23 protein-coding genes and 1 pseudogene are annotated in these 20,501 nt (G+C 38.5%); 8 read left to right on the top strand and 16 right to left on the bottom strand.

The window, feature by feature from the left end:
* Window positions 1-1,110 (top strand): annotated as a pseudogene (locus AC19MV_RS21055) (conjugal transfer protein TraH); the annotation flags it as partial.
* A 21-nt stretch (window positions 1,111-1,131) separates the two neighbouring features.
* On the opposite strand, the gene AC19MV_RS21050 reads toward AC19MV_RS21055, so the two are convergent.
* A complete protein-coding gene (locus AC19MV_RS21050; protein WP_223418192.1) occupies window positions 1,132-1,395 on the bottom strand; it encodes a LexA family protein in 264 nt (87 codons plus the stop codon).
* Between the two features lie 52 nt (window positions 1,396-1,447).
* Here AC19MV_RS21050 and AC19MV_RS21045 point away from each other — a divergent pair, with 52 nt between their 5' ends.
* A complete protein-coding gene (locus AC19MV_RS21045) occupies window positions 1,448-2,572 on the top strand; it encodes an IS630 family transposase (RefSeq protein ID WP_498309852.1) in 1,125 nt (374 codons plus the stop codon).
* A gap of 95 nt (window positions 2,573-2,667) precedes the next feature.
* On the top strand, window positions 2,668-2,997 hold the full coding sequence (locus AC19MV_RS21040) for a hypothetical protein (RefSeq protein WP_432338931.1): 330 nt from the start codon (window positions 2,668-2,670) through the stop codon (window positions 2,995-2,997).
* Window positions 2,998-3,036: 39 nt separating this feature from the next.
* Here AC19MV_RS21040 and AC19MV_RS21035 read toward each other — a convergent pair whose 3' ends face one another.
* The 7 genes from AC19MV_RS21035 to AC19MV_RS21005 all read right to left on the bottom strand — a co-directional run bounded on the left by AC19MV_RS21035 (window position 3,037) and on the right by AC19MV_RS21005 (window position 8,571).
* Window positions 3,037-3,360, bottom strand: a complete 324-nt coding sequence (locus AC19MV_RS21035; RefSeq protein ID WP_498309851.1) for a hypothetical protein — start codon at window positions 3,358-3,360, stop codon at window positions 3,037-3,039.
* A gap of 3 nt (window positions 3,361-3,363) precedes the next feature.
* A complete protein-coding gene (locus AC19MV_RS21030; protein WP_432338929.1) occupies window positions 3,364-4,104 on the bottom strand; it encodes a hypothetical protein in 741 nt (246 codons plus the stop codon).
* Between the two features lie 50 nt (window positions 4,105-4,154).
* Entirely contained in the window at window positions 4,155-5,357 is a 1,203-nt protein-coding gene (locus AC19MV_RS21025) for a hypothetical protein (protein WP_498309850.1), read from the bottom strand.
* 281 nt (window positions 5,358-5,638) lie between these two features.
* A complete protein-coding gene (locus AC19MV_RS21020) occupies window positions 5,639-5,860 on the bottom strand; it encodes a PRTRC system protein C (protein WP_498309849.1) in 222 nt (73 codons plus the stop codon).
* A 14-nt stretch (window positions 5,861-5,874) separates the two neighbouring features.
* Window positions 5,875-6,225 carry a hypothetical protein gene (locus tag AC19MV_RS21015; protein WP_432338926.1) on the bottom strand — a complete coding sequence of 117 codons (351 nt, stop codon included), beginning with the start codon at window positions 6,223-6,225 and terminating at the stop codon, window positions 5,875-5,877.
* An 89-nt stretch (window positions 6,226-6,314) separates the two neighbouring features.
* Window positions 6,315-8,033: a PRTRC system ParB family protein gene (locus AC19MV_RS21010; RefSeq protein WP_432338925.1), complete on the bottom strand. Its 1,719-nt coding sequence runs from the start codon at window positions 8,031-8,033 to the stop codon at window positions 6,315-6,317.
* Window positions 8,034-8,343: 310 nt separating this feature from the next.
* Window positions 8,344-8,571 carry a hypothetical protein gene (locus tag AC19MV_RS21005; RefSeq protein ID WP_182772869.1) on the bottom strand — a complete coding sequence of 76 codons (228 nt, stop codon included), beginning with the start codon at window positions 8,569-8,571 and terminating at the stop codon, window positions 8,344-8,346.
* Window positions 8,572-8,747: 176 nt separating this feature from the next.
* On the opposite strand from AC19MV_RS21005, the gene AC19MV_RS21000 reads away from it, so the two are divergent.
* Together AC19MV_RS21000 and AC19MV_RS20995 are read left to right on the top strand one after the other, a co-directional pair.
* Window positions 8,748-10,073, top strand: a complete 1,326-nt coding sequence (locus AC19MV_RS21000) for an AAA family ATPase (RefSeq protein WP_432338924.1) — start codon at window positions 8,748-8,750, stop codon at window positions 10,071-10,073.
* Window positions 10,063-10,998, top strand: coding sequence for a ParB/RepB/Spo0J family partition protein (locus AC19MV_RS20995; protein WP_432338923.1), 936 nt, complete (start codon window positions 10,063-10,065; stop codon window positions 10,996-10,998). Before AC19MV_RS21000 ends, AC19MV_RS20995 begins: the two co-directional genes overlap by 11 nt.
* Before the next feature lie 27 nt (window positions 10,999-11,025).
* Here the strand turns inward: AC19MV_RS20995 and AC19MV_RS20990 are convergent, their stop codons facing one another.
* The gene (locus AC19MV_RS20990; RefSeq protein WP_432338922.1) at window positions 11,026-11,412 is read right to left on the bottom strand and encodes a hypothetical protein; all 387 of its coding nucleotides are present in this window, start codon (window positions 11,410-11,412) and stop codon (window positions 11,026-11,028) included.
* A gap of 98 nt (window positions 11,413-11,510) precedes the next feature.
* Here AC19MV_RS20990 and AC19MV_RS20985 point away from each other — a divergent pair, with 98 nt between their 5' ends.
* Window positions 11,511-11,729 carry a hypothetical protein gene (locus AC19MV_RS20985; protein ID WP_432338921.1) on the top strand — a complete coding sequence of 73 codons (219 nt, stop codon included), beginning with the start codon at window positions 11,511-11,513 and terminating at the stop codon, window positions 11,727-11,729.
* Here AC19MV_RS20985 and AC19MV_RS20980 read toward each other — a convergent pair.
* The 7 genes from AC19MV_RS20980 to AC19MV_RS20950 form a co-directional block, all read right to left on the bottom strand.
* On the bottom strand, window positions 11,726-12,010 hold the full coding sequence (locus AC19MV_RS20980) for a hypothetical protein (RefSeq protein WP_432338920.1): 285 nt from the start codon (window positions 12,008-12,010) through the stop codon (window positions 11,726-11,728). The genes AC19MV_RS20985 and AC19MV_RS20980 overlap by 4 nt on opposite strands.
* Window positions 12,011-12,302: 292 nt before the next feature.
* The gene (gene dnaN, locus AC19MV_RS20975) at window positions 12,303-13,391 is read right to left on the bottom strand and encodes a DNA polymerase III subunit beta (protein WP_182772873.1); all 1,089 of its coding nucleotides are present in this window, start codon (window positions 13,389-13,391) and stop codon (window positions 12,303-12,305) included.
* Window positions 13,392-13,749: 358 nt separating this feature from the next.
* On the bottom strand, window positions 13,750-14,061 hold the full coding sequence (locus tag AC19MV_RS20970; RefSeq protein ID WP_432338919.1) for a hypothetical protein: 312 nt from the start codon (window positions 14,059-14,061) through the stop codon (window positions 13,750-13,752).
* A 67-nt stretch (window positions 14,062-14,128) separates the two neighbouring features.
* A complete protein-coding gene (locus AC19MV_RS20965) occupies window positions 14,129-15,124 on the bottom strand; it encodes a hypothetical protein (protein ID WP_498309848.1) in 996 nt (331 codons plus the stop codon).
* Entirely contained in the window at window positions 15,091-16,032 is a 942-nt protein-coding gene (locus tag AC19MV_RS20960) for a hypothetical protein (protein WP_432338917.1), read from the bottom strand. Before AC19MV_RS20960 ends, AC19MV_RS20965 begins: the two co-directional genes overlap by 34 nt.
* Window positions 16,033-16,042: 10 nt before the next feature.
* The gene (locus AC19MV_RS20955) at window positions 16,043-16,741 is read right to left on the bottom strand and encodes a recombinase RecT (protein WP_182771271.1); all 699 of its coding nucleotides are present in this window, start codon (window positions 16,739-16,741) and stop codon (window positions 16,043-16,045) included.
* 52 nt (window positions 16,742-16,793) lie between these two features.
* Complete coding sequence (locus tag AC19MV_RS20950) at window positions 16,794-17,969, bottom strand: PD-(D/E)XK nuclease-like domain-containing protein (RefSeq protein ID WP_498309847.1); 1,176 nt, start codon at window positions 17,967-17,969, stop codon at window positions 16,794-16,796.
* A 212-nt stretch (window positions 17,970-18,181) separates the two neighbouring features.
* Between AC19MV_RS20950 and AC19MV_RS20945 the strand changes: the two genes are divergently transcribed.
* The gene (locus tag AC19MV_RS20945; protein ID WP_188924292.1) at window positions 18,182-19,522 is read left to right on the top strand and encodes a hypothetical protein; all 1,341 of its coding nucleotides are present in this window, start codon (window positions 18,182-18,184) and stop codon (window positions 19,520-19,522) included.
* Between the two features lie 14 nt (window positions 19,523-19,536).
* On the top strand, window positions 19,537-20,286 hold the full coding sequence (locus AC19MV_RS20940; protein WP_182771274.1) for a hypothetical protein: 750 nt from the start codon (window positions 19,537-19,539) through the stop codon (window positions 20,284-20,286).
* Window positions 20,287-20,501: the final 215 nt, after the last annotated feature.

Here is a 20,501-nt window from a genome sequence, read left to right as displayed (position 1 = left end):
ATGAAAAAAGTATTCCAAGTATCACTAATCGCCTGTGCGATTGGTTTTTCGTCTATGAGCCAAGCAAGCTTGCAACAGGAGATGAACCAGTTATTTGGTTCAATGACCAACACCACTGCGCCTGGTGTATTCGAGAGTCAGCGGCGTGGCGTTATATCTGGAGGAAGTGTTGTTGTTCGTAACAGGATCATGAACGAGAACCTCGTCTCTATGGTGCCACCGTCATTCCAAGCCGGTTGTGGCGGCATTGATATGTTCGCTGGAAGTTTGTCATTTGTTAACGCGGATCAGTTTGTTCAATTACTTCGCTCTGTTGCTGCAAACGCCAAGGGATATGCATTCCAATTGGCGCTCAGTGCTATGTGTGAGAAATGTTCCCAGCACATGGAGACTCTGCAAAAGAAAATCCAGCAGTTGAACGAGTATTTTGGCAATTCCTGTCAAATGGCTCAGGGAGTCGTGAACGATACCCTGGCTGCTTTTGGTAAAAAGGGGCAAACAGAAGCCAGCATGTTGAGCTCACTTAAAGGGGCTGGAGACATTTTTACCAGTTGGAGTGAATCCAACGGTAAGAACCCTTACGAGAATGCTTCAAGTGTCGCGGCATCTGATGTGAACAAAACGATTAAAGGTAACTTGGTCTGGCGAGCACTGAAACGTCACTCGGCATCAAGCTGGTTTGCATCTGGGGATGATCGTTTTCTTGAAGCGGTTATGTCGGTGACTGGTTCGATCATCGTTGGTGATTTGGCTAATGCGGCTGATGGTCAAGGTAAAGCCCCAAAACTGACCCGACTGAATGGCAATAAAGTGACTATTGAACATCTAATTCATGGCGGTAACGTCGCTATGTACCGATGTGACACAGTGACACAAGACGGCTGTCTAAATCCGACAATCACTAACGTGACCCTGACCGGGTTATCAACCCAAGTAGAAAATTTACTTCTTGGTACAGGTTCTAGTAACGGCATTATTTTTAAGTTTGCTCGAAATACAGGGGCTGCTAGCACCACCGAAAAGGCTTTTATGACCTCGGCTCCCGCGAGCATTGGCGGCATGATTCGAACACTTTCTGCTTTAAATGAAGGGGCTGCTAGTACCATTTCAATTTAGTTATGATCGATTGAGCTACCATTCCAATGGTAGCTCATCGGTCTTTATTAATACTTTCAAAGAACGACTTTCTCTCGGCGTTCGGCTGATCAATTTGTCTGTTTCTAACTTCAAAATTGTCTGATGAACTGTTGGGGCTGAAACACCAAAGTACTTCTGGATATCAGCCTGAGCTGGCGGATACCCATTCACTTTGCTGTAATAATAAATGAAAGCAAGGTATTGGCCTTGCTTCACACTAAATGCGGAATTAATTTTTTTCTCTGTGGGGATCGACATTTTTAAGGCTTTGTGATCAATTATCGTCTTTGATAGATGAGAGTATCATGCCATGAATATCACTTACCTTGTAGAGTTGACCCAAGAAGAACTGCACACCTTAAAGACTTTATTAAGCAAGGGCCTACACAATGCCCGCTTGTTAAAACGAGCCAACATTCTGTTGCTTGCAAACCACAATCAACACAGTGATAAAGATATCAGTCAGTTACTCAATACCAGTACCTCAACTATTTACCGAACCAAAAAACGCTTCGTAGAAGAAGGACTGAAGGTCGCACTCGCCGAAGGAAAACGAACAGGGCAACCCAAATTACTCTCAGCTAATGATGATGCAACATTAGTTAGCATTGCTTGTAGCGAGCCACCAGATGGTCGCGCTCGCTGGACATTATCACTCATCGCAGACAGATTAATTACGCTGACAGAGCTTGAAAGCGTATCGCTGGAAACCGTCCGTCAACGGCTGAAAAACAATGAATTAAAACCATGGCAAAAGAAGATGTGGTGTATTGGCGAGTTAGATAGCGACTTCATTGCGCAGATGGAAGAGGTACTTGATATTTATGCAATGCCTGCGGATGAAAAACATCCTGTGGTTAATTTTGATGAAGCAATGAAACAACTGGTGTCACATGTAAAACCGCCCAAATTAGCTTCGCCAGGACACTTAGCTAAAGAAGATTACGAATACCGGCGTGAAGATGTGGCCAATATCTATCTGATGTACGATAGGCATAGAGGCTGGCGACATGCTAAAGCAACAGCAACCAAGAAACGAGAAGACTTTGCAGCGTGTATGCGGGATTTGGTTGATGTTCATTATCCTGATGCCGATAAAATCCACTTGGTTTTAGACAACTACACAACGCACTCCCCAGGCTCTTTATACAAAGCTTATCCAGCAGCAGAAGCTCGGCGTATCTTGAAGAAAATTGAATTTCACTACACCCCAAAACATGCCAGTTGGTTAAATATGGTAGAAATTGAGATAGGCGTGATGAACAGACAATGTTTGGATAGACGAATTGGCACGTGGAATGATCTGCGGTTTTCTCTTAAGACTTGGGAAACAACCAGGAATAACGAGAAGGCTAGTATTAATTGGATGTTTGATGTAGATAACGCCCGGTCGAAACTCAACCGAGCTTATAAGTTTTTAAACAGTCAGAATTAAATGGAATTAGTACTAGATAATTAAAACTAAATATTGCTTAGTCTACAGCTGAGTTTTTTTTCATACAATCTACTTTTTGAAGAATGGAGAGTGACATGATAGATGTGGATGAACAGGCTTTTGTAGAATGGTTTGATAGCATACAAACGGATTTAGCTCATGCACTCGTTACAGTGCAACAGAACAGAGAGAACCGTGAGAATAAGCGGATTAGGTTATTTATTGACTTTAATCTCAAAGAATACAGCCTATATTGTTTAGGCGAAGATTTTGGTTTTCATAGCACAGAGACGGGTGAAATGATCACTAAAGACACCTGCACACACTCTAGCTATATTAGAGACTTTAATGCGTTAAAACTTACTGAAGGTTGGGAGTTCGAAGCAGCTAAAAGCCTTTACCAATGGATGCAGTTTGAAGAATAAATTTAACAACATTGAAAAAATAAAAATAGTTAAGTTATTTTAGTTTTGATGTGCAGCCCTAGCCTTTCTCAAGCTCGATTTTAGCTGATTCAACCAGCAAAGCGTTTGAGTGTGGGCTGGCGCTCTAGTCCATTCTGATACTGTCATGTTAGCATACACAGGATGCACTCTTTCTCTGCGAGCTAATGACGACAGATGATAAAGCGATTCAACAATTTGATACTCTAATGCATCGGTGAACCATAGCTCACAAACTTGTCTATACGCAAATTCAAGTTGTATATAACGAAAAGCCAGATTGGAGACTTTCAAGTTTTCAATATTTTCACCAATGTTTAATATATCTCGCTCTAAGTTCATCACGCCCTACCCCAATATATCTAGTAATGTTTTTTTTGTTGGCATAAGCTCGGAGGTCATAATTCGTTGACCAGATTTTTGCTTCATTTTGTAAAATTTAACAATATCCATTTTTTGACGTGTTAAGTCTGAATGGTTTGGGTGTGTAAAACGTGAACCAAAAAACTCACTTTCCACCAATGTAATGGTCTTGTCGTCAATCACTCTTGGTAGCTTCATGTTACCTAAGCATAAGCGTCCATCACTATAAATGTTCATTAATGGAGCATGGTAAAGCTTCGATTTAAGGTTAGGGCGTTTGTTCGCAGCTAAGGCAAAGACTCTAAGAGAAGCCGCCTCGTTCGATTTAGGTGTGCGAAAGATGTATAAGAGTGGTGGTATTTCTAAATTGATAGCTTCGTTAGTTAGATAAAGCGTTCTTGTTTGTCTTGGCCTATGCCAAGCAATAACACTAGAATCTTTCACAAGTATGTTTTCTTCATTGTACGATTTAAACCAATTGGATTTAGCTTGTTTGATATTGCTTTCTATAGCATTTATTGTCGCAGCAACATCTTCAACTGAGATAATATTTCCAATTCCCAACCTACCGTTTACAATATCGTGCCTTGTAATACACGATATTGATCCAGAATTATTGGAATGTACTACAAGGGCAAGTCTGCTTAATATTTCTTTTTCATCAGCAACAGTTGATTCAATAAAATCTTCTACAAGTTTATTTGCTGAAACGGTTTCAATGTTCATAGTGAAAACTCCATGTGATTTAACAGTTACATAAATCGTAATACAGACCACTATTCTCGCAACTGTAGTAAAGCCATTATTAAGCTAACTAAGCAGTTAGTAATGGCGAAGTTTTCAAAAAACTCGTAAATATTTTCATCTTCAAATCGAATATTCATGGCCGCACTTTCCCCTGAATTAAAGTAACGTTCGCCAGCTTCATGAATACAGGCTTGTTCTTCTTGCATACCGAATGAGTATATGAGTTGTTCAGATACATCAATATCAGAGCCAGAATCAAAAGGAAACGTGATGGGTTTTATTTGTTTAGAAAAATATTCATAGACACTGAGTAGGGGAGTTAAGTCAGCGAATTTAACAGCCAGTTTTGCTAATGACTTCTCAATATCAATATCTGGGTCTTTATAAAATGCATTAATTCGGTCACTAAGCTTATCCATGAGCCAGTAGTCGTAAATGCCGTCAACACCATAATCATCAATTGTTGTTCTTGTTTCTTCATCAATATTTAATTCATTACATAAATCATCTAGCTCATACGAACCGTTTGAATCATGGATATACTGACCGATACGATTAACATCATCAGAACTGAACACCTCACCATACAGCCATTCATTTGAATAGTTGTTTAGGTCAAGAGTGCTGCATTCGAATTGAAAGGGCATAATTGTCTGTATTATTTTACAAACCACAGATAATTGACGTTGGTCAAAGTTGAGTTTTGAAACATCAAACTCAGTTATATAAGCATCTGAAAATGTTATTCTTGCAGCGAATGAATTTAAATGCCAATCTCCAAAGTCACCGTTACTATTAATCGAAAGAGACAGTGTTGAAATCTCGGCTCGATTTTTAAGAATATTATCGTATTCTTCGGCTATTCTGTTTTGCGTTTCAGGCAAGCCTTTTAAAGCATTAATGATTAGTTGTCTTATCTTGGTTTCATGCTCACACATGATGCTAGATATTTTTGTGGTAAACGGTTTCCAGCATTTTTCAGCAATCAGATCTGACACTAAATTAATTTGAGTTAGACGGTCTTTTTCAGCAATGGCGTTAGCGACTTGATCTTGGCTAATAAACCCCTGTTTAAGCCCAAACATTAGCATTGGGGATATAGCTTTTAGGTTCTCGTCATACAAAGGATAAGAACAGGTTAAGCTCTCAAGTTTATTCTTCAAATCAGGCACTTCTGCATTGTTCATGCTTGCATACCAAATTTTATGTAACTTCTGTGGGTTAATGCTCATGTAAATTCTGCCCTTTATGCTTGATGTAAATACAATAACCCAACACTCAGAACGCGCTACTCGCATGAGAAAAACATACGAATAACAAAAAGGCACTTAGGGCGCCTTTTTATGCTTGTGGTAAATATTTACCCAATAGGGGGCATATCTTTAGATTGTACAAAGTGAACGTTAGTTCGAATTGCCTTAACTTCTTTTATTAGGTTTGTCGAATTTCGCTTGGGGTTTTTATTTACATCATCAACCCAATGTTTAAGCTTAGACACAATATCATCCATGATTTACCCTTTTACCTTTACAGGGATCAAAGGAAACTCGTAGATGATTTCGGTTGCAGTATCATTCAATACACCATCCTCGATATAAATTCGTGTGTGCCTAAGCATCGGGTACTGTTGCGTTAATATGCGCTGCACTTCGTCCAAGTCGGATTGAGGTGCTGGATCTGAAATAATGGCCGCACCAATTTTAAATTTTCTAACAATTGCATTCATGTTCAACATAGCTTGGTACTCTCTTAAAGTGATTCATCGTCAAAATCATCATCCAATTCATCAACATCTAAATTGTCATCTTGAACGTTTGTAGCTTCGGCTACCTGACTTGGTTTTGAGACTTCATTGTTTTGAACGTTGGCAACTTGTTCAGACAGGTTAAACAGTTCATTGGTTAACATATTATCAATATCGACAAGGCTGCCCGTCAGCACGATAGGGGTTCTTAGTAAATCTGCTAGTTCACCCTGAGCATTTGACTCTACTTGAGTAGTAAGCACTACTCTTGCTTTATTTAAAGGTAAAAATTGGATTGAGAAATTGATGCGTTCAGCACCACCAATCGTTTTGAGTTGAGAAAGTTGATTTAACATTGAAACCTCTTTTGCTGTATGTGTTTTAATACCGATATAGTGCGTCAAAATTGCAAACGGGCAACTGTGTACCCGTTTGCTTATATTGGTTATTTAATCAATGCTTGGTATTCATCAGGGGCAAAGCTAGACCAATCAAATGAAGTATTTAAAATTGAGTCGATAAACTTGCCTTTGCCGCTATTTGTGGCTTTAGCAAAGCTACCTGACTCTTTTTCTTCCATTACTTTGTCGAGGCCAGCTTTGACACATAAAGCTGATAATGAGCCAATGGTGTAATCAGATAAGACTTCTTTTGTTGGCATCCATTTATTTACTGCCACATTTCGATAATCTTCTGCAAAATCGAGATTACTAATCATTATGTCGGTCATATTGATAGTTTGGTCATCTTGTTTTGTGGCAAGGTGTTTTGTGACGTTAAAGATTTCAACTTTTAACTTGTCTACATTCACACGTAGAGCAGCTTTAATCGTTGCATCAAAGCCTGTAACGCTTGATAACTCATTATTAATCGACTTATAGCCAGTACATAATCGTTTGAGTGCGGCATAACTCATTGCTAACTGGAAGTGTTCCTGTGGCATGAGTAGAGAAGCCGAAGTTTCGCGCAATATAGCCTTGTTGGTTTCAATTACTTTTTTGGGTACAACACAACTGACAGGTTTATCCGTTGCCGTTTTTTTCGATTTGTTGGTTGGTTTGCTTTCGGGCATTGTTTCATCAGCAATACCAGCAACATCAGCAATATCTGCAACATCCGAAACATTGTCATCAATATTGTGAACTTCCAATTCAGGCTCATTAGATGCCACGCACTTATTGAAACAGATTGCATCAATACATTGGTTTTCAAAGGTAGTGCCTAACGTGCGTCCTAATCTATCATCAATCAAAACCACACGTTTCTGGCAAGCCTGACAGCCTGTAGCAAATTGGTTTTCACCAACCACTTGAGCATCTACTGTGTTTCTGTCTGTTTCATTAATCTGTTGTACTAACAAGACAGTGCCGTATTTTTCAGAAAGTTCTTCTTTTCTGGCTTCAAGCCATAAATTCGTTTTATCTTTAAAACAGCTAAGGTTAGAGCAGGCGGCTTTATGATCATCAAGACCAAACAAGCCTGATTGTGCAGCACTGTTATGAGGGCAAGTATTACACTCAGCCGTATCGAATTTCGCTAAGTTAAGATATTGCTGGCCTTTGGATGCACGTTGACGTAAATAACTGACAGTCCACTTCTCAGTAATTATTTTTTTGAGCGTACCTTGCTGTAATTTGACTGAGAACGGAGCCAATAAAAGCGCGTGTCCAACAGTAATAGAACCCGTAGTTACGGCATCAAGCACTTCTTCACAACATTTCAAAACCTCAACACGCTCATTCACTTTTTTAAGCGTCCAAGCCATGCGGTCTGCAATCGCTTGGCGATCACCATTATAAAAAGCACTGAGTTGTTGAACTGCCTTACATTCATCAATAAGGCTTAATGATTCACGATTAAGATTTTCTTCCATTTGATGCTCTAACGCTTCTGCATCAGACAGAGGCTTTATAAGAACAGGAATATCGGAAAGCCCTAATTCTCGACTGGCGGTAAGGCGACCATAGCCTGCAACAATCTCAAAGCGATCTGCGGCAGGGCGAACCAATACAGGTTGAATAACGCCACGCTTTAAAATACTGGCTTTTAATTCACTGTATTTCGATTCATCGCGTGTTCGTCTGGTGTTACCAAATGGCAGCGCATCAATCATGCTAATTGGTAGCTTTGTATTGTTTGTTGATAAATGATGTGTCTGTTCCATGTAAATCACCTCAAAGTCGGTTGTGGTCGTTTTGTTGGATTAACTTTCTCATAGACTCATAAAGCCGCAACCGAACCTAAAACGGCAATAACAATGCCCGATACTTGATTAAGGTGATTAAGGAATTTCGCTCGAATATACAGAAAAACAATAAAAACCGATTTTTCGAATTAATTTTTATTGTATTAAACACAGGCTTATTTTTTGTTTGAGGTCATTCTAGATTTTTCGCGCAAGCAGGGGAGGGGATTATTTTTACTATGGGTAATAGCAAATATTTGCTATTACCCATAACGAATTAAATGTCACGTTAAGCAGGTTTTCTCAGCTCATCCTCTAGAATAAAGTAGTTCATTTTTAACTTGAACGTTATCGCATTAATATTTTTTATTTCTTTATTTATGGTGAGTTTTTCGGCTAAGGTTGACGCATTCACAGCAGAAGAACGTAACTTTTTAGCTTTCCGTGATAATCGTTCTATCGCGCTATCGATATCGATAACGGTGTTAAAGTTTAACGTGAGTTGTTCGTAGGTCATAAGTTTCACTCTTTGGTAGAAAAGTTACTCTGAAAGTGACACAAAGTTTTAAACTGGCAACTCTATTTTGATTGTCTTATTCTTCAGGAATAATTTCAGGATTATTAATTCAATTCAATAGTTTAGTGTGGTTTTGCTGTTGTCCAAAAATTCAGGATATATTTTAATATTTGCTAGTGGGTAGCATTGATTTAAGTGTAAAAGCAAAAAACAACGCTTGTATCATTGATTTAAGTGTACATGTGGATTATTCTAGCTTTATTGGTTTTGTGCAAAGCGTTTTCAGAGAGGGTTTTATGGATTTATCAAATTATTTACGAACAGGCACTTATGCCAGACAAGCGTTACAGCAACTTTCTGATAACGAGGCAAAACACAAAATTGAGTTTGGTTATAATGATTTCCATATCCGTTACAACAAAGCCGCTATAACTCGTTTATCTGAGCTATCAAGAGCTATCGTAGACAAGGCGATGGCAGAAATGGAAGCCGAAGGATATGTATTCAATAAAAAGAATGCTGGCACTGTTGAAAGTTACGATTTACCTATTGAGCAAGTCATAGATATCTACGCACATAGAAGTATCGCTAAATTACGAGACACTCATAAAGAAGCGGTTGTGTTGTTTCTTGCAAATTTAAAAGGTGGAGTAACCAAATCCGTCACAGCTAGCACGATGGCCCAAGCATTACGAACTCACCCTCAACTATTAAAATATGATTTACGTCTTTTGGTGATAGATATAGATCCTCAAGCATCATCTACCATGATGTTAAATCATCAGTATTCTATTGGTGATGTAAACTACACCAGCGCACAAGCAATGTTGCAGAATCCATCTAGAGAAGAAATATTAGAGCACTTTATTGTGGAATCTAAGGTAAAAAATGTATCAGTCATGCCTGCGTCGATTGCTGATGGTTTTATTGCATCAAACTGGGAAGCTTTATGCCATGAACATTTGCCAGGGCAAAACCCTTTTATGGTCTTGAAAGAAAACGTCATTGATAAAATTAAGGGCGATTTTGATTGGATAATTATTGATACCGGACCGCATTTAGATGCTTTTTTAAATAATGGGATCACAGCATCAGACGTATTAGCGACTCCGTTACCACCATCACAAGTCGATTTACATTCAACATTGCAGTACGTTGGTCGTCTACCCTCCATCATGGAGCAACTGTTAGCCGGCGGTGCGACTCATTTACCTAAAAATCATTTTGCATTTATGACAAAATTTTCAAAGTCAGTGCAAGATAAGGATGCGTTATCAATAGCAAAGGCGGTTTTTCGCGAGGAAATGTTGGATTGCAATATACCGAATTTAATCGCTTTTCAGCGTTGCGCTGAAACATTTGATACCGTTATATCAGTAAATCCGAAAGAATATCCCGGTCATGTCGCATCATTAAAAACGGCTAAAGAAGCCATAGAAGATTTCGCTTTATCAGTATTTCAACACATTCAATTATATTTGAGAGCAAACCATGGAAGCTAAGAACAATCGAAAACCGCCCATAGGCCGAAGCATAGGCATTCTCGGTGAAGTCAATCTTAATAAAAACATGGTAAACGACGAAGAAGTTTACACATTACATAATGGACGCCAAGTTACATTTAAGCGTACAACGGTACCGGCAAACGATGTCGGATCGTTGACTTATGCTCATCCGATGAACAAGCGTATTGCTGAAGAATTAACGAGGTCGTCATTAGCTGATGTGATTAGTTCTATTTCAAGGCAACAATATCAGCCGGTGATAGCACAGCTCATAGATGGAAAGTACGCCACTCTAGATGGTAGTCGTCGTCGCAAAGCCGCATTATTTGCCAATGTTGGTTTGAATATTCTTTATTGTGAGGAAGCGTTATCAAGGGCAGAAGTCAAAGCGTTATCTAAAGAGCTTCAAAGCGCCAAAGAGCATTCAATTAGAGATAACGGCAGAGCATTTGCACTTCTTTTACAAGAAGAACCACAAAAAACGCAAGCCGACATTGCTGAGCAAGAAGGCTTTACGCAAGGGTATGTATCTAAGGCATTAAACGCTTGGGCAATCCCACAAGAATTAATCAATTTATTTGAGTATCCAAGCGATTTAACGCTTCAGCAATTTTCTGAAATAACAAAAATTTACAACCATATTCTAGATGCAAAATTTCCTTTAGAAGAAGTGGTTGAGCTAACTGAGGTGTTACCGGGAACGTTGAATGATGAAGTGATTGAGTTTCTTAAAGATGCCGCTGAATTTACGAAACCCAAAAAAGCAGCACCTAAAGAGACAAAATTTCTCGATGTTAATGCTAAAAAGTGGGCAAAGAGTAAGCGCGTAAAAGATAAAACGACTATTACTTTGAGTCGAGCAACAGAAGATGAATATGCAAAAATTGAAGCATACATCATGAAAGTAATGAAAGGCGAGTAAGCTAAAAAAATGAAACGACGAACATGTTCAACCGCCAAGTAGCGCATGTTCGCCGTCAAACCAACACAATAAATTTTTAAGGAGAGTTATTATGCCGATTAAGACAATGCTATCAGTTGCTGAAGCAATTGCAAATGGCCAGAAAGTAAAAATGCCAGCAATGAGGTTTTCTGATTGGGATTTGTTTTGCCGATGTTTGAAAGAGGCTAAGAGCGAAAACAAGTAAAGCAAAATAAATGTCGATACAATCATATGATATTTACGACCATAAATTGATATTTTATCCAACCATAACTTGATATTTACGACCATAACTTGATATTTACGACCATAAATTGATATTTTATCCAACCATAACTTGATATTTACGACCATAAATTGATATTTACGACCATAAATTGATATTTTATCCAACCATAACTTGATATTTTATCCAACCATAACTTGATGCTGCCTCTTTTTTGACCATACTTAAGTAAGTTTACTACATATGGTTAAAGAGGCAATATTTAATGGAAGCGTATTTATCCTCTTCAGAAGTTGTAAAAGAAGCGCTTGAAAGTGCTTTTTATGAGCCTGCCAGAAACTTAACTAAGTCCCGTGGGAAAAATATACACAGGTATGCAAGTACTAAGATGGGACAAAGGATTTCAGTTGAATCCACATTAGAGTTCGATGCTTGTTTTCATTTTGACTTTGATAAAAGTATCAAAAGGTTTGACGTGGTTTAATTGCTACTAAGTTTTTTAAAAATGTGGCTTCCAGGATAAAGCGTAAAGGGATCACTAAATTCATTCAGTTTTCCTGATTTATGAAGTTTTGTTATCGCTATCTTGTATAGCGGGTTCAGCTTCTCTATTGGCCAATTGTCTGAAACACCCATGCCACAGTAGTAACCCAGATGATAAGAACCATCATCTTGAGATATTAGTAGGCTTGGCGACTGATTGTTCCCCTTGGACCATTCTCTAATATTTTCGACTACTTCCTCTTGGGTTATTTGCTGACTCATTGTCTACTCCAAAGATATTATTTAATACTATTCGGATTTTAAGGGGAGGTTACAGCCTGTTTTGTATGAAACTTTCTTACATAAAAATATACTAAAAAAAGCTATTTCACAAAAATATCAATTTATGGTTATATTTGGCGATATCAGCTTATGGTTGCTTTTCTGCTAACTCCTTGATTATATTTGAAAGTAAAATTTATAAAATGGTTATTTCAACAATAAAAAAACGGTCTAAAGTTACTGTATATAACTAAAGACCGTTTTTTATCAGTTAAATTTCAACATCTTAAAGTTACACTCGGATAGGCATAACCAGTGTAATAAGTTCACTAACTTCACATTCAATTAAAATCGCTGTTTTTTGATTGAAATAGATAGTCACTTTTTCACCCGACTGCTTTGCGAGCGCATCAGCCAAATAGGTTGGATTTACGCCAACGGTAAAATGTTCCACGCTTTGGTTTTCAGCTTCTATGATTTCAGAGAACTCATTTGATTTATCACTACTTGAAACAGACATTTGCACTTCTGAATTAATATCAAATTTAAGAATTGGGATCTTTTCTAATGAAGCCACAGCATGAAAGCGCTTAACAGTATTTTTAAGCTCATTGAGGTTAAATGTAACGCCATTTTCGTTGCGTGAAGGTATTACACGGTTTACATCGGGGAACCTTCCATCACCAAGAACAGACACAATAGATGTATCACCGCTGGTTATTGACGCCTTTTTTTCGTCAAATTCTATTGTTACGGGTTCGCCTCCATCTAAATTTTGAGATAGCAATGCTGACATAAGCGAAAGTGGAACAAGGTAGCTTCCTTCGCCACTGCATGTTAAGTCAGAGTGTTCGAGTTGACTCAATCGGTGGCCGTCAGTTGCACATACAACCACCAGTTGTCCGATTATTCTTAAGTTCACATGACAAAGATAGCTTCGCACATCGTTTTTTGCCACAGCATAACTTGCTGAATTAAATAGTGCTGCAAGCTGTGATATTGTGCATTGTATGGTGGAAATAGGGCTGACGATTGCAGGTGCAGACGGGTATTCCGAGGCATTAAAAATAGGCGATTTTAGCTTGCTCTTACCGCTAGTCATAAACAAGCTTTCACCTTTGACTTCGAATTTCGCTGTTTCTGCTGACAAAGCGTTTAATACAGCGCTTAAACGCTTTGCTGACAAGGTAAACGAGATATTCTCACTCACTTGCGCGGGTAACGTCAAAGAGTTGAATTGAGCGCCATTTGATGCGCTAAAACGAACTTGATTGTTTTCTGCTTCAATTAATACCATTTCATAAACGGGATTAATTCTACTGTTGGCATGACTACAAATTGTTTGGATGCGGTTTTTGTTAGCTAAACTGAGAGTGAACATATTGATGGCCTTTTTGTGTTCGGTGAATTAATAATCTCACCGTTTTGATAAGCCGCAACCATAGTGTGATGTGATGTTGAATACAGATATTTTATCTAACCATAAAATGATATTGCCTCTTTTCACAAAATATCAAATTATGGTAATTTTTCTGCTAATTCTCTGATTCTATTTGAAAGTGAAATTTATAACTTAGTTATTTCAACAAGATACAAGGAAAATGATTTTTCGAAAAGAGTCGAGCAGTAAGCGTCCTCGAAAAGATACCTATCGGGGACGTTTAATGAAGTAGATGATAAATTGATTTAATGATCGGTATAAGTCAGAAAAAGCGCCTCTGTCACATCATTAACAAAGATTACTTCCAACCATCCGAGTTTTGATATTTCTTGTTCAGAGGCTGTGTTGTGTTCATATTCTCAAGTTTTGAGATTTCCAACAAATAAGCTTTGTCAATTTGGGCCTGCTCATCCTCAGTAACGGGCATGAGTGAGACACCACAGTAACGACATTTTTTAGCTTCTACTTTTATGTCTTCTGCACACTCTGGGCAAACACGACATTTTTGAATTGCCGATTTTGCGCGCTGCAGTTCGGCTTTAGCCTTATTCTTCGAAACGGCATTAATGGCTAAAAAAATGACGATGAACAATATAATCCAAAACAACATATAAAACCCCTTAAAAATATCAATGAATTACAAATAAAATAACATAAAAACTTACTATATCTGGTTGTTAATTATGTAGGTAAAACACCTTTTCATTAGAAATTGTTACGTGAAAGCCAAGTGACCGAACAAATGTTACGTTAGAGATTTGATTTTCAACGTGAGTGAATAATATTTCTGCATTACAAGAGCGGTCTACCTCATTAAGCTTAACATCCGTTAAGACCTCCCTATAAACGCCAGAATCCATGCAGTAAACTTTAAAACTGGTCATGTGAGGATGCTTTTCTAAGAACACGTTTGCAGACATCCATTTTGAAGATAAATGATATGTGAGCGAATCGTTGCTTAATACAGCACAACTTTCGCTGAGCGTGTCATTGCTTATAACAGAATTTTGTACTGTGCAGTCAGTAACGACAAACACCATTGGATCTGTTGTGGCCATCTTAGCCAGATAGTTAAACCCATGTTTAGGCTTAGGTTTAGAGTGATAGTCTAGCATTAGCACTTTTATTTCACTCTTCGACCAAACAGACACCATCGTGAAAGGTAAAAATTCGATTGTTTTTCTTAAGGCGTTAAAAAAAGCAATCAAATCTTCATCTACAATCTCAGTGTTATAGCGTAAGTCTCGAATTGAAAGCTTGTGAAAGCTACAATCAACAAAAATAGGCACGTCAGTAGGTTCGATTGACACAGCTTTGTCACCGGCATTAATCGATTTTTTTGAATAAAAAAATTCAGGTATTGTGCCGATATTATTGTGCTGGAGTGATATTTCGGTCATAACATCGAACCCTTTATCTTCATAGTCTGATATGCGCCGAGCCAGCTCTAATTTAACGTTGTAGGCAGAGTGCCATAATTTTTTGTTATAAAAATGGCGAACCTTGCCTTTATTAACGATTGAACGTTGCAGACCATAAGTTTGCTGCCCGTCATGTTCAATCATTAAACGAATAAGATCTTTTGAGTCCGGGTGCTGCATGACGACTAGCTTTTCAATGTATTTATATGACTTCATACTTAAAACCCTACACCGAGCGTATCTGAGTTCCAAGCTTGCATTCCTTCATCATAAAACTCGGTTAGCAATTTGGTTTGCGGCGCTCCTGTCTTAGTTGTTTTTTCTGTCTGAATAGAATTTGAGTTGAATGGAATAACCACGCTACCCTGTTCTGCTTTAAACATTAGGTCTATTGTGCTCGGTTGCTTTGAACAACCTCGAAACTTGTAACTGTTGATTGGCATGACTTTACGCAGTGCTTTGGCTTTATTAAATTGACGGTCATGTAAATTTAATAAAGTGGCCACTAACGCTAAATCACCACAGTTATTAAAAGCTGAAATAGTTTTAAGGCCACGACGTAAGCAAGAGGCTTTATAGAACATCAACTTTTTTGAGTTGGTTGAATATGGATTGACGCCATTCAATCTATCGTTCGTGTTGGCCCACATCGCTTGTTTGGCCTCATCAGCTGACATCTGCGATAAGAAAGATTGGCCATTGTCTAAATCAATTATGCAGTAAAGGCCATGTAGTTCACTTGGTTCATTTGATACCTCATGATTAATTTGTTGGTTAGCATGATCAATAACTAATGTGTCATTTTCGTATACAGCGTTTATCTGTATGTTCGAAATGGATGTTTGCTCAATTAATATGTCAATCAAACCACTTAACGTGTGGCTAATTTCAAATTCAAAGCTAAATTTTGATTCGTTATATCTTGCTTCTAACTCAACTAATTGGTTATTTACCTCCAATCCAGAATCAACATATGGCGCTACGGCATCAACAAGCGATGTAGGAATAACATCTTTCATCGTGTAAAACTCGTGACCAAATTGAAAGCGCGTGTTTAACGAATCGTTCACCAGCTGCGTAATAGCATCGTGTTGTTGTGTGTCCAAAGGTGTTGCAAATGCATCAGCAAAATTAGTTAGAGTAGCTTTTATTGTGTTCATGACTGGAATCCTAATATTCTGTTGATAATAATGCGTACTTAGTTTCATTAGAGGCGGTGATCATGTTTCGCCAATCTTTAGCTGCGCGTCGGTATAGAGCTACTCGGCGCATTTCTGAACGCCAAATTGAGTTCCATGGCGTATTTCCCATATTCATTTCGATTTGATTTTGAGCAATTGCATCTAATTCTTCGATACTCATATACGCAACATGCACACTTCCATCCGTTAATACGCTTCGGCAATAACCACCAGAACAGGCACCTCTTACATTGGGATCTAATGACAATGATGTCACAAAATGCTCAACGTCATTCGTTGCCACCTGGACTTTGAATTGGTCCTTCTCGTATACCAATGTAGACATGGTGTTTTGAATAATTTTAAAATTCGTCGCAATAGCTATTTCACCGCGATATCCTGGGTAAAGCTTTAGCGCCATTTCACCCGTTTCGACATAACGAGGAAGCACATAGGCAAGCTTTTTCTCCGGGTTAAGAGATAACCCTAAACGAGCTAAATTCAACAACAAGTCAAATACAGACCAGTCAGCGGCCATGGACATAGGGGCTGTTGTTGATTGAGAGTTAAATATTATTTGATTTAAATAACTGATTTCTTCATTTAAATTAAATGAGCTATCAAAAGCTTGAGAGCTTAAGTAAGCAAAGTGTTGAGAGAAAACATGTTGGAATGGAATTGTGTTCATAGAAAGCTCCTTAGCAATATAACTAATTTAATTCAGGTTTTAAAACAGGCAACTAGACATCGATAACCCAAGTAGAACGGCTTTTATCATGTCCATACCAATTACCCGTCGTTAACGCTTCATTAAATTCTTCCAAATATTGAAACAGGTCTTCTTTCGACTCTTCCACTTTTCGTTGAGATAGTTCGAACGTTTCACAGTTGTCAGCATCCTTGTATTCTGTTGCAACAAATGCAAAGACGTTGACTGGTACTCCCGCCAAATTTGCCACATAGCAGTAAAAAACCTGCTGCAAGTCATATCGCAAGTCTCTAACCTGATAACCAAATTTAGTTGGGTTGGTCGAAAGCGTGGTTTTTAAATCCACAGCAATAGCGTCATTGCGAAGCCAATCAAAACGTATCTTTAAAAGCAAACCCGTTTTCGGGCAGCGAGCGATAATAGATAGTTCTGGATAGCCATCACTCAACAACCAATCAGCTTTCGGGTGAGCACGTGTGCTTTTTTGAACCCTAAAAGCATCATCCCAAACGATATGGTTAATGACATGTGTCGCAATAAGCTTTTCCCAGATAGGTTGTGTTGGACTAATTTCTACGATCGCATTTATTTTTGCTTCTCTGTTTAACGAGACATCTATGCCATAAAATTTTGCCATATCATCGAGTTCAGCATCAGTACGAAGGTAATTTTTATAGCGTTGATCTAAAAACTCGCAAATCATTTTTTCGCGTAGCTTTTCAAAAATCGGTAACGTTGGGTCGCTTTCATATAATCGTTCAATTAATGCCGCTTTAGCACCAGACACGGCCAATCCACGACTTGCTAGCGCCTCTTTTAATTGAGGGATAGAGTCTATTAGCTCAATGTCAGGAAAGTCTTCAGGAACAGGGTTTCTCATGTAGTTACCATGGAAATTATGGGGTTCCAATACAAGCATGTGTCCGTAAGTACCCGCATCAAAGGTGAATTCCTGTTGCTTGGTTCTAAGGCGGCATATATTCGAGAGATATTGACGAAAGTAATGGTGACGTCCTTTAGCGAAAGTCTTAATGCCTGTTGAGCTGTGAGCATCTAAAGCATGATAAACCTCGTTAGGCATATCGGTATAAATCCCTTCAAGCACTTCACCTTGACTATTAAGGAAGTTTGGCTTGCCGTTATCGTCATACGCTGGCTGTATATAATCATGCCAAGAAGATGTTTGTGATTTCACCGCAGTATTCATAGCTAACCTCAGATTGCTTTATTTAATCAAATCATCCCACGGATCAATAAACTCGCAACTGCCATAAAATTCAATTGCTTAGTATGCGGTTGCGCGTTTTAGTTTGGGTGGGAGAATAGGTTTAAAAATTAGCGCGTACTGAATAGACGCTGAAAAAATCGGTGGATAGTAAAAATGTTGGTATATAGGTTCAATAAGTTAAGGGGGCGTCAATGATTAGATGTTTCATTTTCTTGCTGGTGGTCTGTTTTCAGTTACAAGCGTCCAGTGAAGATATTTATGAGTACAAAGCATTATCAGTGTCAGTGTATTTGAATGACGATGAAACCATGGATGAAGCGATTCGCAGAGCAGAATCAATGTTACAGATAAACGCTGTAACGATGACACCTAAATTTGTGAGTCACAATACTCATTACGATAGCCGAACAGACGAAATCGTAGAAAAAGGCTTGATAGCACAAGGGGCGAACGTGCGTGTTTTCAATGCCAAGCACTTACGAAGTGTTGAAGGTGATCGAATTATATTGAGAGTTACAGCAGATGTATCAGTAGATGTATCTGCAATGAAGGCCAAGCTTGGGAGTGAAAAGCGCGAAAGGTTACTGGAATCGACAATAAATGAACTATCAGATGAATACAAAAAATTATCGAGTGTGTTAGAGAAGATGAAACATAACATCACGTTAAGCAATCTTGATTCTATTGTTGTGACCGACTACTACGCGGCTTTGAATAACTCGATGAGTGTAATTGATGGTGACGTAATCAAGCAGCGTTTACGAGCTCATAAAGAAGGCACGACAAATCAGGCAAAGCTCAGTGCTGAAATTAAGGCTGCATATGAAATGTTTGTTTTCCCGTTTATGGCCAATCCGATTATTAATTACCAAGTTATTGATATCATTCCACATGATTACTCAGTTGCGGAGTTTAAGGTCCGGGTTAGCATAGATCGCAAAGGTGATATGACCGACGCTTGGTTTCCATCGGTTCAATCAAGAGAATCATTGAATCTGTGTCAAAAATTCTTTTACGGATGCGAAGCTTTTGAATTAAGTCATTCGCAAAAAAAGGCAGTTAAAGAGTTATTAAGGCCTAAATATTGTGGAGATTCGTTGTTTGAGTTTTTGCCTTATTACAGACCAGGAGCGAGAGCCTTTATCAATGACACTGATGACATCGAATGCGGTAGATCGGTTAAATATGCATATAAGAACATGGCGTTTTATCAAACGGGGTATACAAATAAAAAACCTATGGCAATGGTTCCAGATAACTCAGACGTTTTTACGACCGCCTTTAAAGAGCTTTCCAATACAGCATTTTGGTTAAGGATCAACATAGGCAGTGAAAAATTCAAACTTAATATAAGCAACATTTTAACTGAAGACATAACGCTATCGGCATACATGCCAGAAAAGGCTGTGGGGAATGGGGTGAAAGTGTCATTTAGTGTTGAGCGGGAGGAGTTCAATCCTAATACATACCAATGGAAAGATATGTCAGGGAAGCTTTTGCGGTACCAAAGCAGAGAAATTGAATTTTATTAATTTAAGGATTAACAATGAATAAATTAACACTTTTATGTATTGCTGTAATTATGACAGGTTGCGCCTCAGATCCAGTGGAAAAATATGTAGAACTCCAAAAGGACATGCAAGAAAAAGCGGTATCTGATGCTGAAGCAAAGTTAGATAGTGTGCCTGAGTGGTATTTAAATCCGCCTAAAAATGATGGCATGGGAATAGTGGGTGTTGGTGCGGCATCATCAAAAGATATGCATCACGCGTTGAAGAAGGCGCGTTTACAGGCAGAGTTTGAATTAGCGAAAAACTATCGACAAGAGCTTTCAGGCTCAGAGCGAATTTATGAACGTGAAAATGGCATGGGCACACTGGTGCAAACTAGCCAATTTCTAATCGATAAATTGGTGGATTCTGTACCTATTGTCGGTTACGACATGATAGATCAAAAAATCCAAGTGTTACCAGATGGTCAGTTTCAGGCTTATAGCTTGTTAAAGCTGCCATATGATGAATTTAATAAAGTGCTTCAAAGCATGAAGTTAGATTCACAAGATACACGTGAATCAGAGGCGTTTAATGACTTAGAACGTCGTTTAGAAGCTAAACGCAATCGTAAAGCTAAAGATGATGACCGAGACCATGAGCGAAAACTAGAGTTGATGCAACAGCAGAACATGATTTTATCGGATGTGACGGTGCCAGTGGCTCAAGCAACACAATCTTCAACTGTGCCGGTTGAGACGCCAAAAGCTGATATTAAATCAGCGTTGCTGGATATGGTTAATTAGCGATGATGTTTCGCAATCACTTAATTGTGACAGCTGCGGTGGCAATTTTCACAGTGAAATATGTGAACTTTGCCATGCCGTTGTGGGTCAGGGGCTGATCATACTCGATCGCTTTTCATACATCCTTTTTAAAAACAAAGAGATAAAAAATAGCTTGATTGATCTCGCCAGTGTGATCAAATAGCGCTCTTTTTCTTTGTCTTTATACTTAATAT

Source organism: Shewanella sp. MF05913, from assembly GCF_059758095.1.
This window is presented reverse-complemented; position numbering and strand designations above follow the sequence as displayed.

Excerpts from the sequence above, each read along its gene's own strand:
- AC19MV_RS21010 (WP_432338925.1), bottom strand. The coding sequence starts at position 8,033 with ATGGAACAGACACATCATTTATCAACAAACAATACAAAGCTACCAATT.
- AC19MV_RS21045 (WP_498309852.1), top strand. The coding sequence starts at position 1,448 with ATGAATATCACTTACCTTGTAGAGTTGACCCAAGAAGAACTGCACACC.
- AC19MV_RS21040 (WP_432338931.1), top strand. The coding sequence starts at position 2,668 with ATGATAGATGTGGATGAACAGGCTTTTGTAGAATGGTTTGATAGCATA.
- AC19MV_RS20950 (WP_498309847.1), bottom strand. The coding sequence starts at position 17,969 with ATGAATACTGCGGTGAAATCACAAACATCTTCTTGGCATGATTATATA.
- AC19MV_RS20980 (WP_432338920.1), bottom strand. The coding sequence starts at position 12,010 with ATGAGTCAGCAAATAACCCAAGAGGAAGTAGTCGAAAATATTAGAGAA.
- AC19MV_RS20945 (WP_188924292.1), top strand. The coding sequence starts at position 18,182 with ATGATTAGATGTTTCATTTTCTTGCTGGTGGTCTGTTTTCAGTTACAA.
- AC19MV_RS21025 (WP_498309850.1), bottom strand. The coding sequence starts at position 5,357 with ATGAGCATTAACCCACAGAAGTTACATAAAATTTGGTATGCAAGCATG.
- AC19MV_RS20985 (WP_432338921.1), top strand. The coding sequence starts at position 11,511 with ATGGAAGCGTATTTATCCTCTTCAGAAGTTGTAAAAGAAGCGCTTGAA.
- AC19MV_RS21015 (WP_432338926.1), bottom strand. The coding sequence starts at position 6,225 with ATGTTAAATCAACTTTCTCAACTCAAAACGATTGGTGGTGCTGAACGC.
- dnaN (WP_182772873.1), bottom strand. The coding sequence starts at position 13,391 with ATGTTCACTCTCAGTTTAGCTAACAAAAACCGCATCCAAACAATTTGT.
- AC19MV_RS20955 (WP_182771271.1), bottom strand. The coding sequence starts at position 16,741 with ATGAACACAATTCCATTCCAACATGTTTTCTCTCAACACTTTGCTTAC.
- AC19MV_RS20995 (WP_432338923.1), top strand. The coding sequence starts at position 10,063 with ATGGAAGCTAAGAACAATCGAAAACCGCCCATAGGCCGAAGCATAGGC.
- AC19MV_RS20940 (WP_182771274.1), top strand. The coding sequence starts at position 19,537 with ATGAATAAATTAACACTTTTATGTATTGCTGTAATTATGACAGGTTGC.
- AC19MV_RS20960 (WP_432338917.1), bottom strand. The coding sequence starts at position 16,032 with ATGAACACAATAAAAGCTACTCTAACTAATTTTGCTGATGCATTTGCA.
- AC19MV_RS21020 (WP_498309849.1), bottom strand. The coding sequence starts at position 5,860 with ATGTTGAACATGAATGCAATTGTTAGAAAATTTAAAATTGGTGCGGCC.
- AC19MV_RS21030 (WP_432338929.1), bottom strand. The coding sequence starts at position 4,104 with ATGAACATTGAAACCGTTTCAGCAAATAAACTTGTAGAAGATTTTATT.
- AC19MV_RS21050 (WP_223418192.1), bottom strand. The coding sequence starts at position 1,395 with ATGTCGATCCCCACAGAGAAAAAAATTAATTCCGCATTTAGTGTGAAG.
- AC19MV_RS21005 (WP_182772869.1), bottom strand. The coding sequence starts at position 8,571 with ATGACCTACGAACAACTCACGTTAAACTTTAACACCGTTATCGATATC.
- AC19MV_RS20970 (WP_432338919.1), bottom strand. The coding sequence starts at position 14,061 with ATGTTGTTTTGGATTATATTGTTCATCGTCATTTTTTTAGCCATTAAT.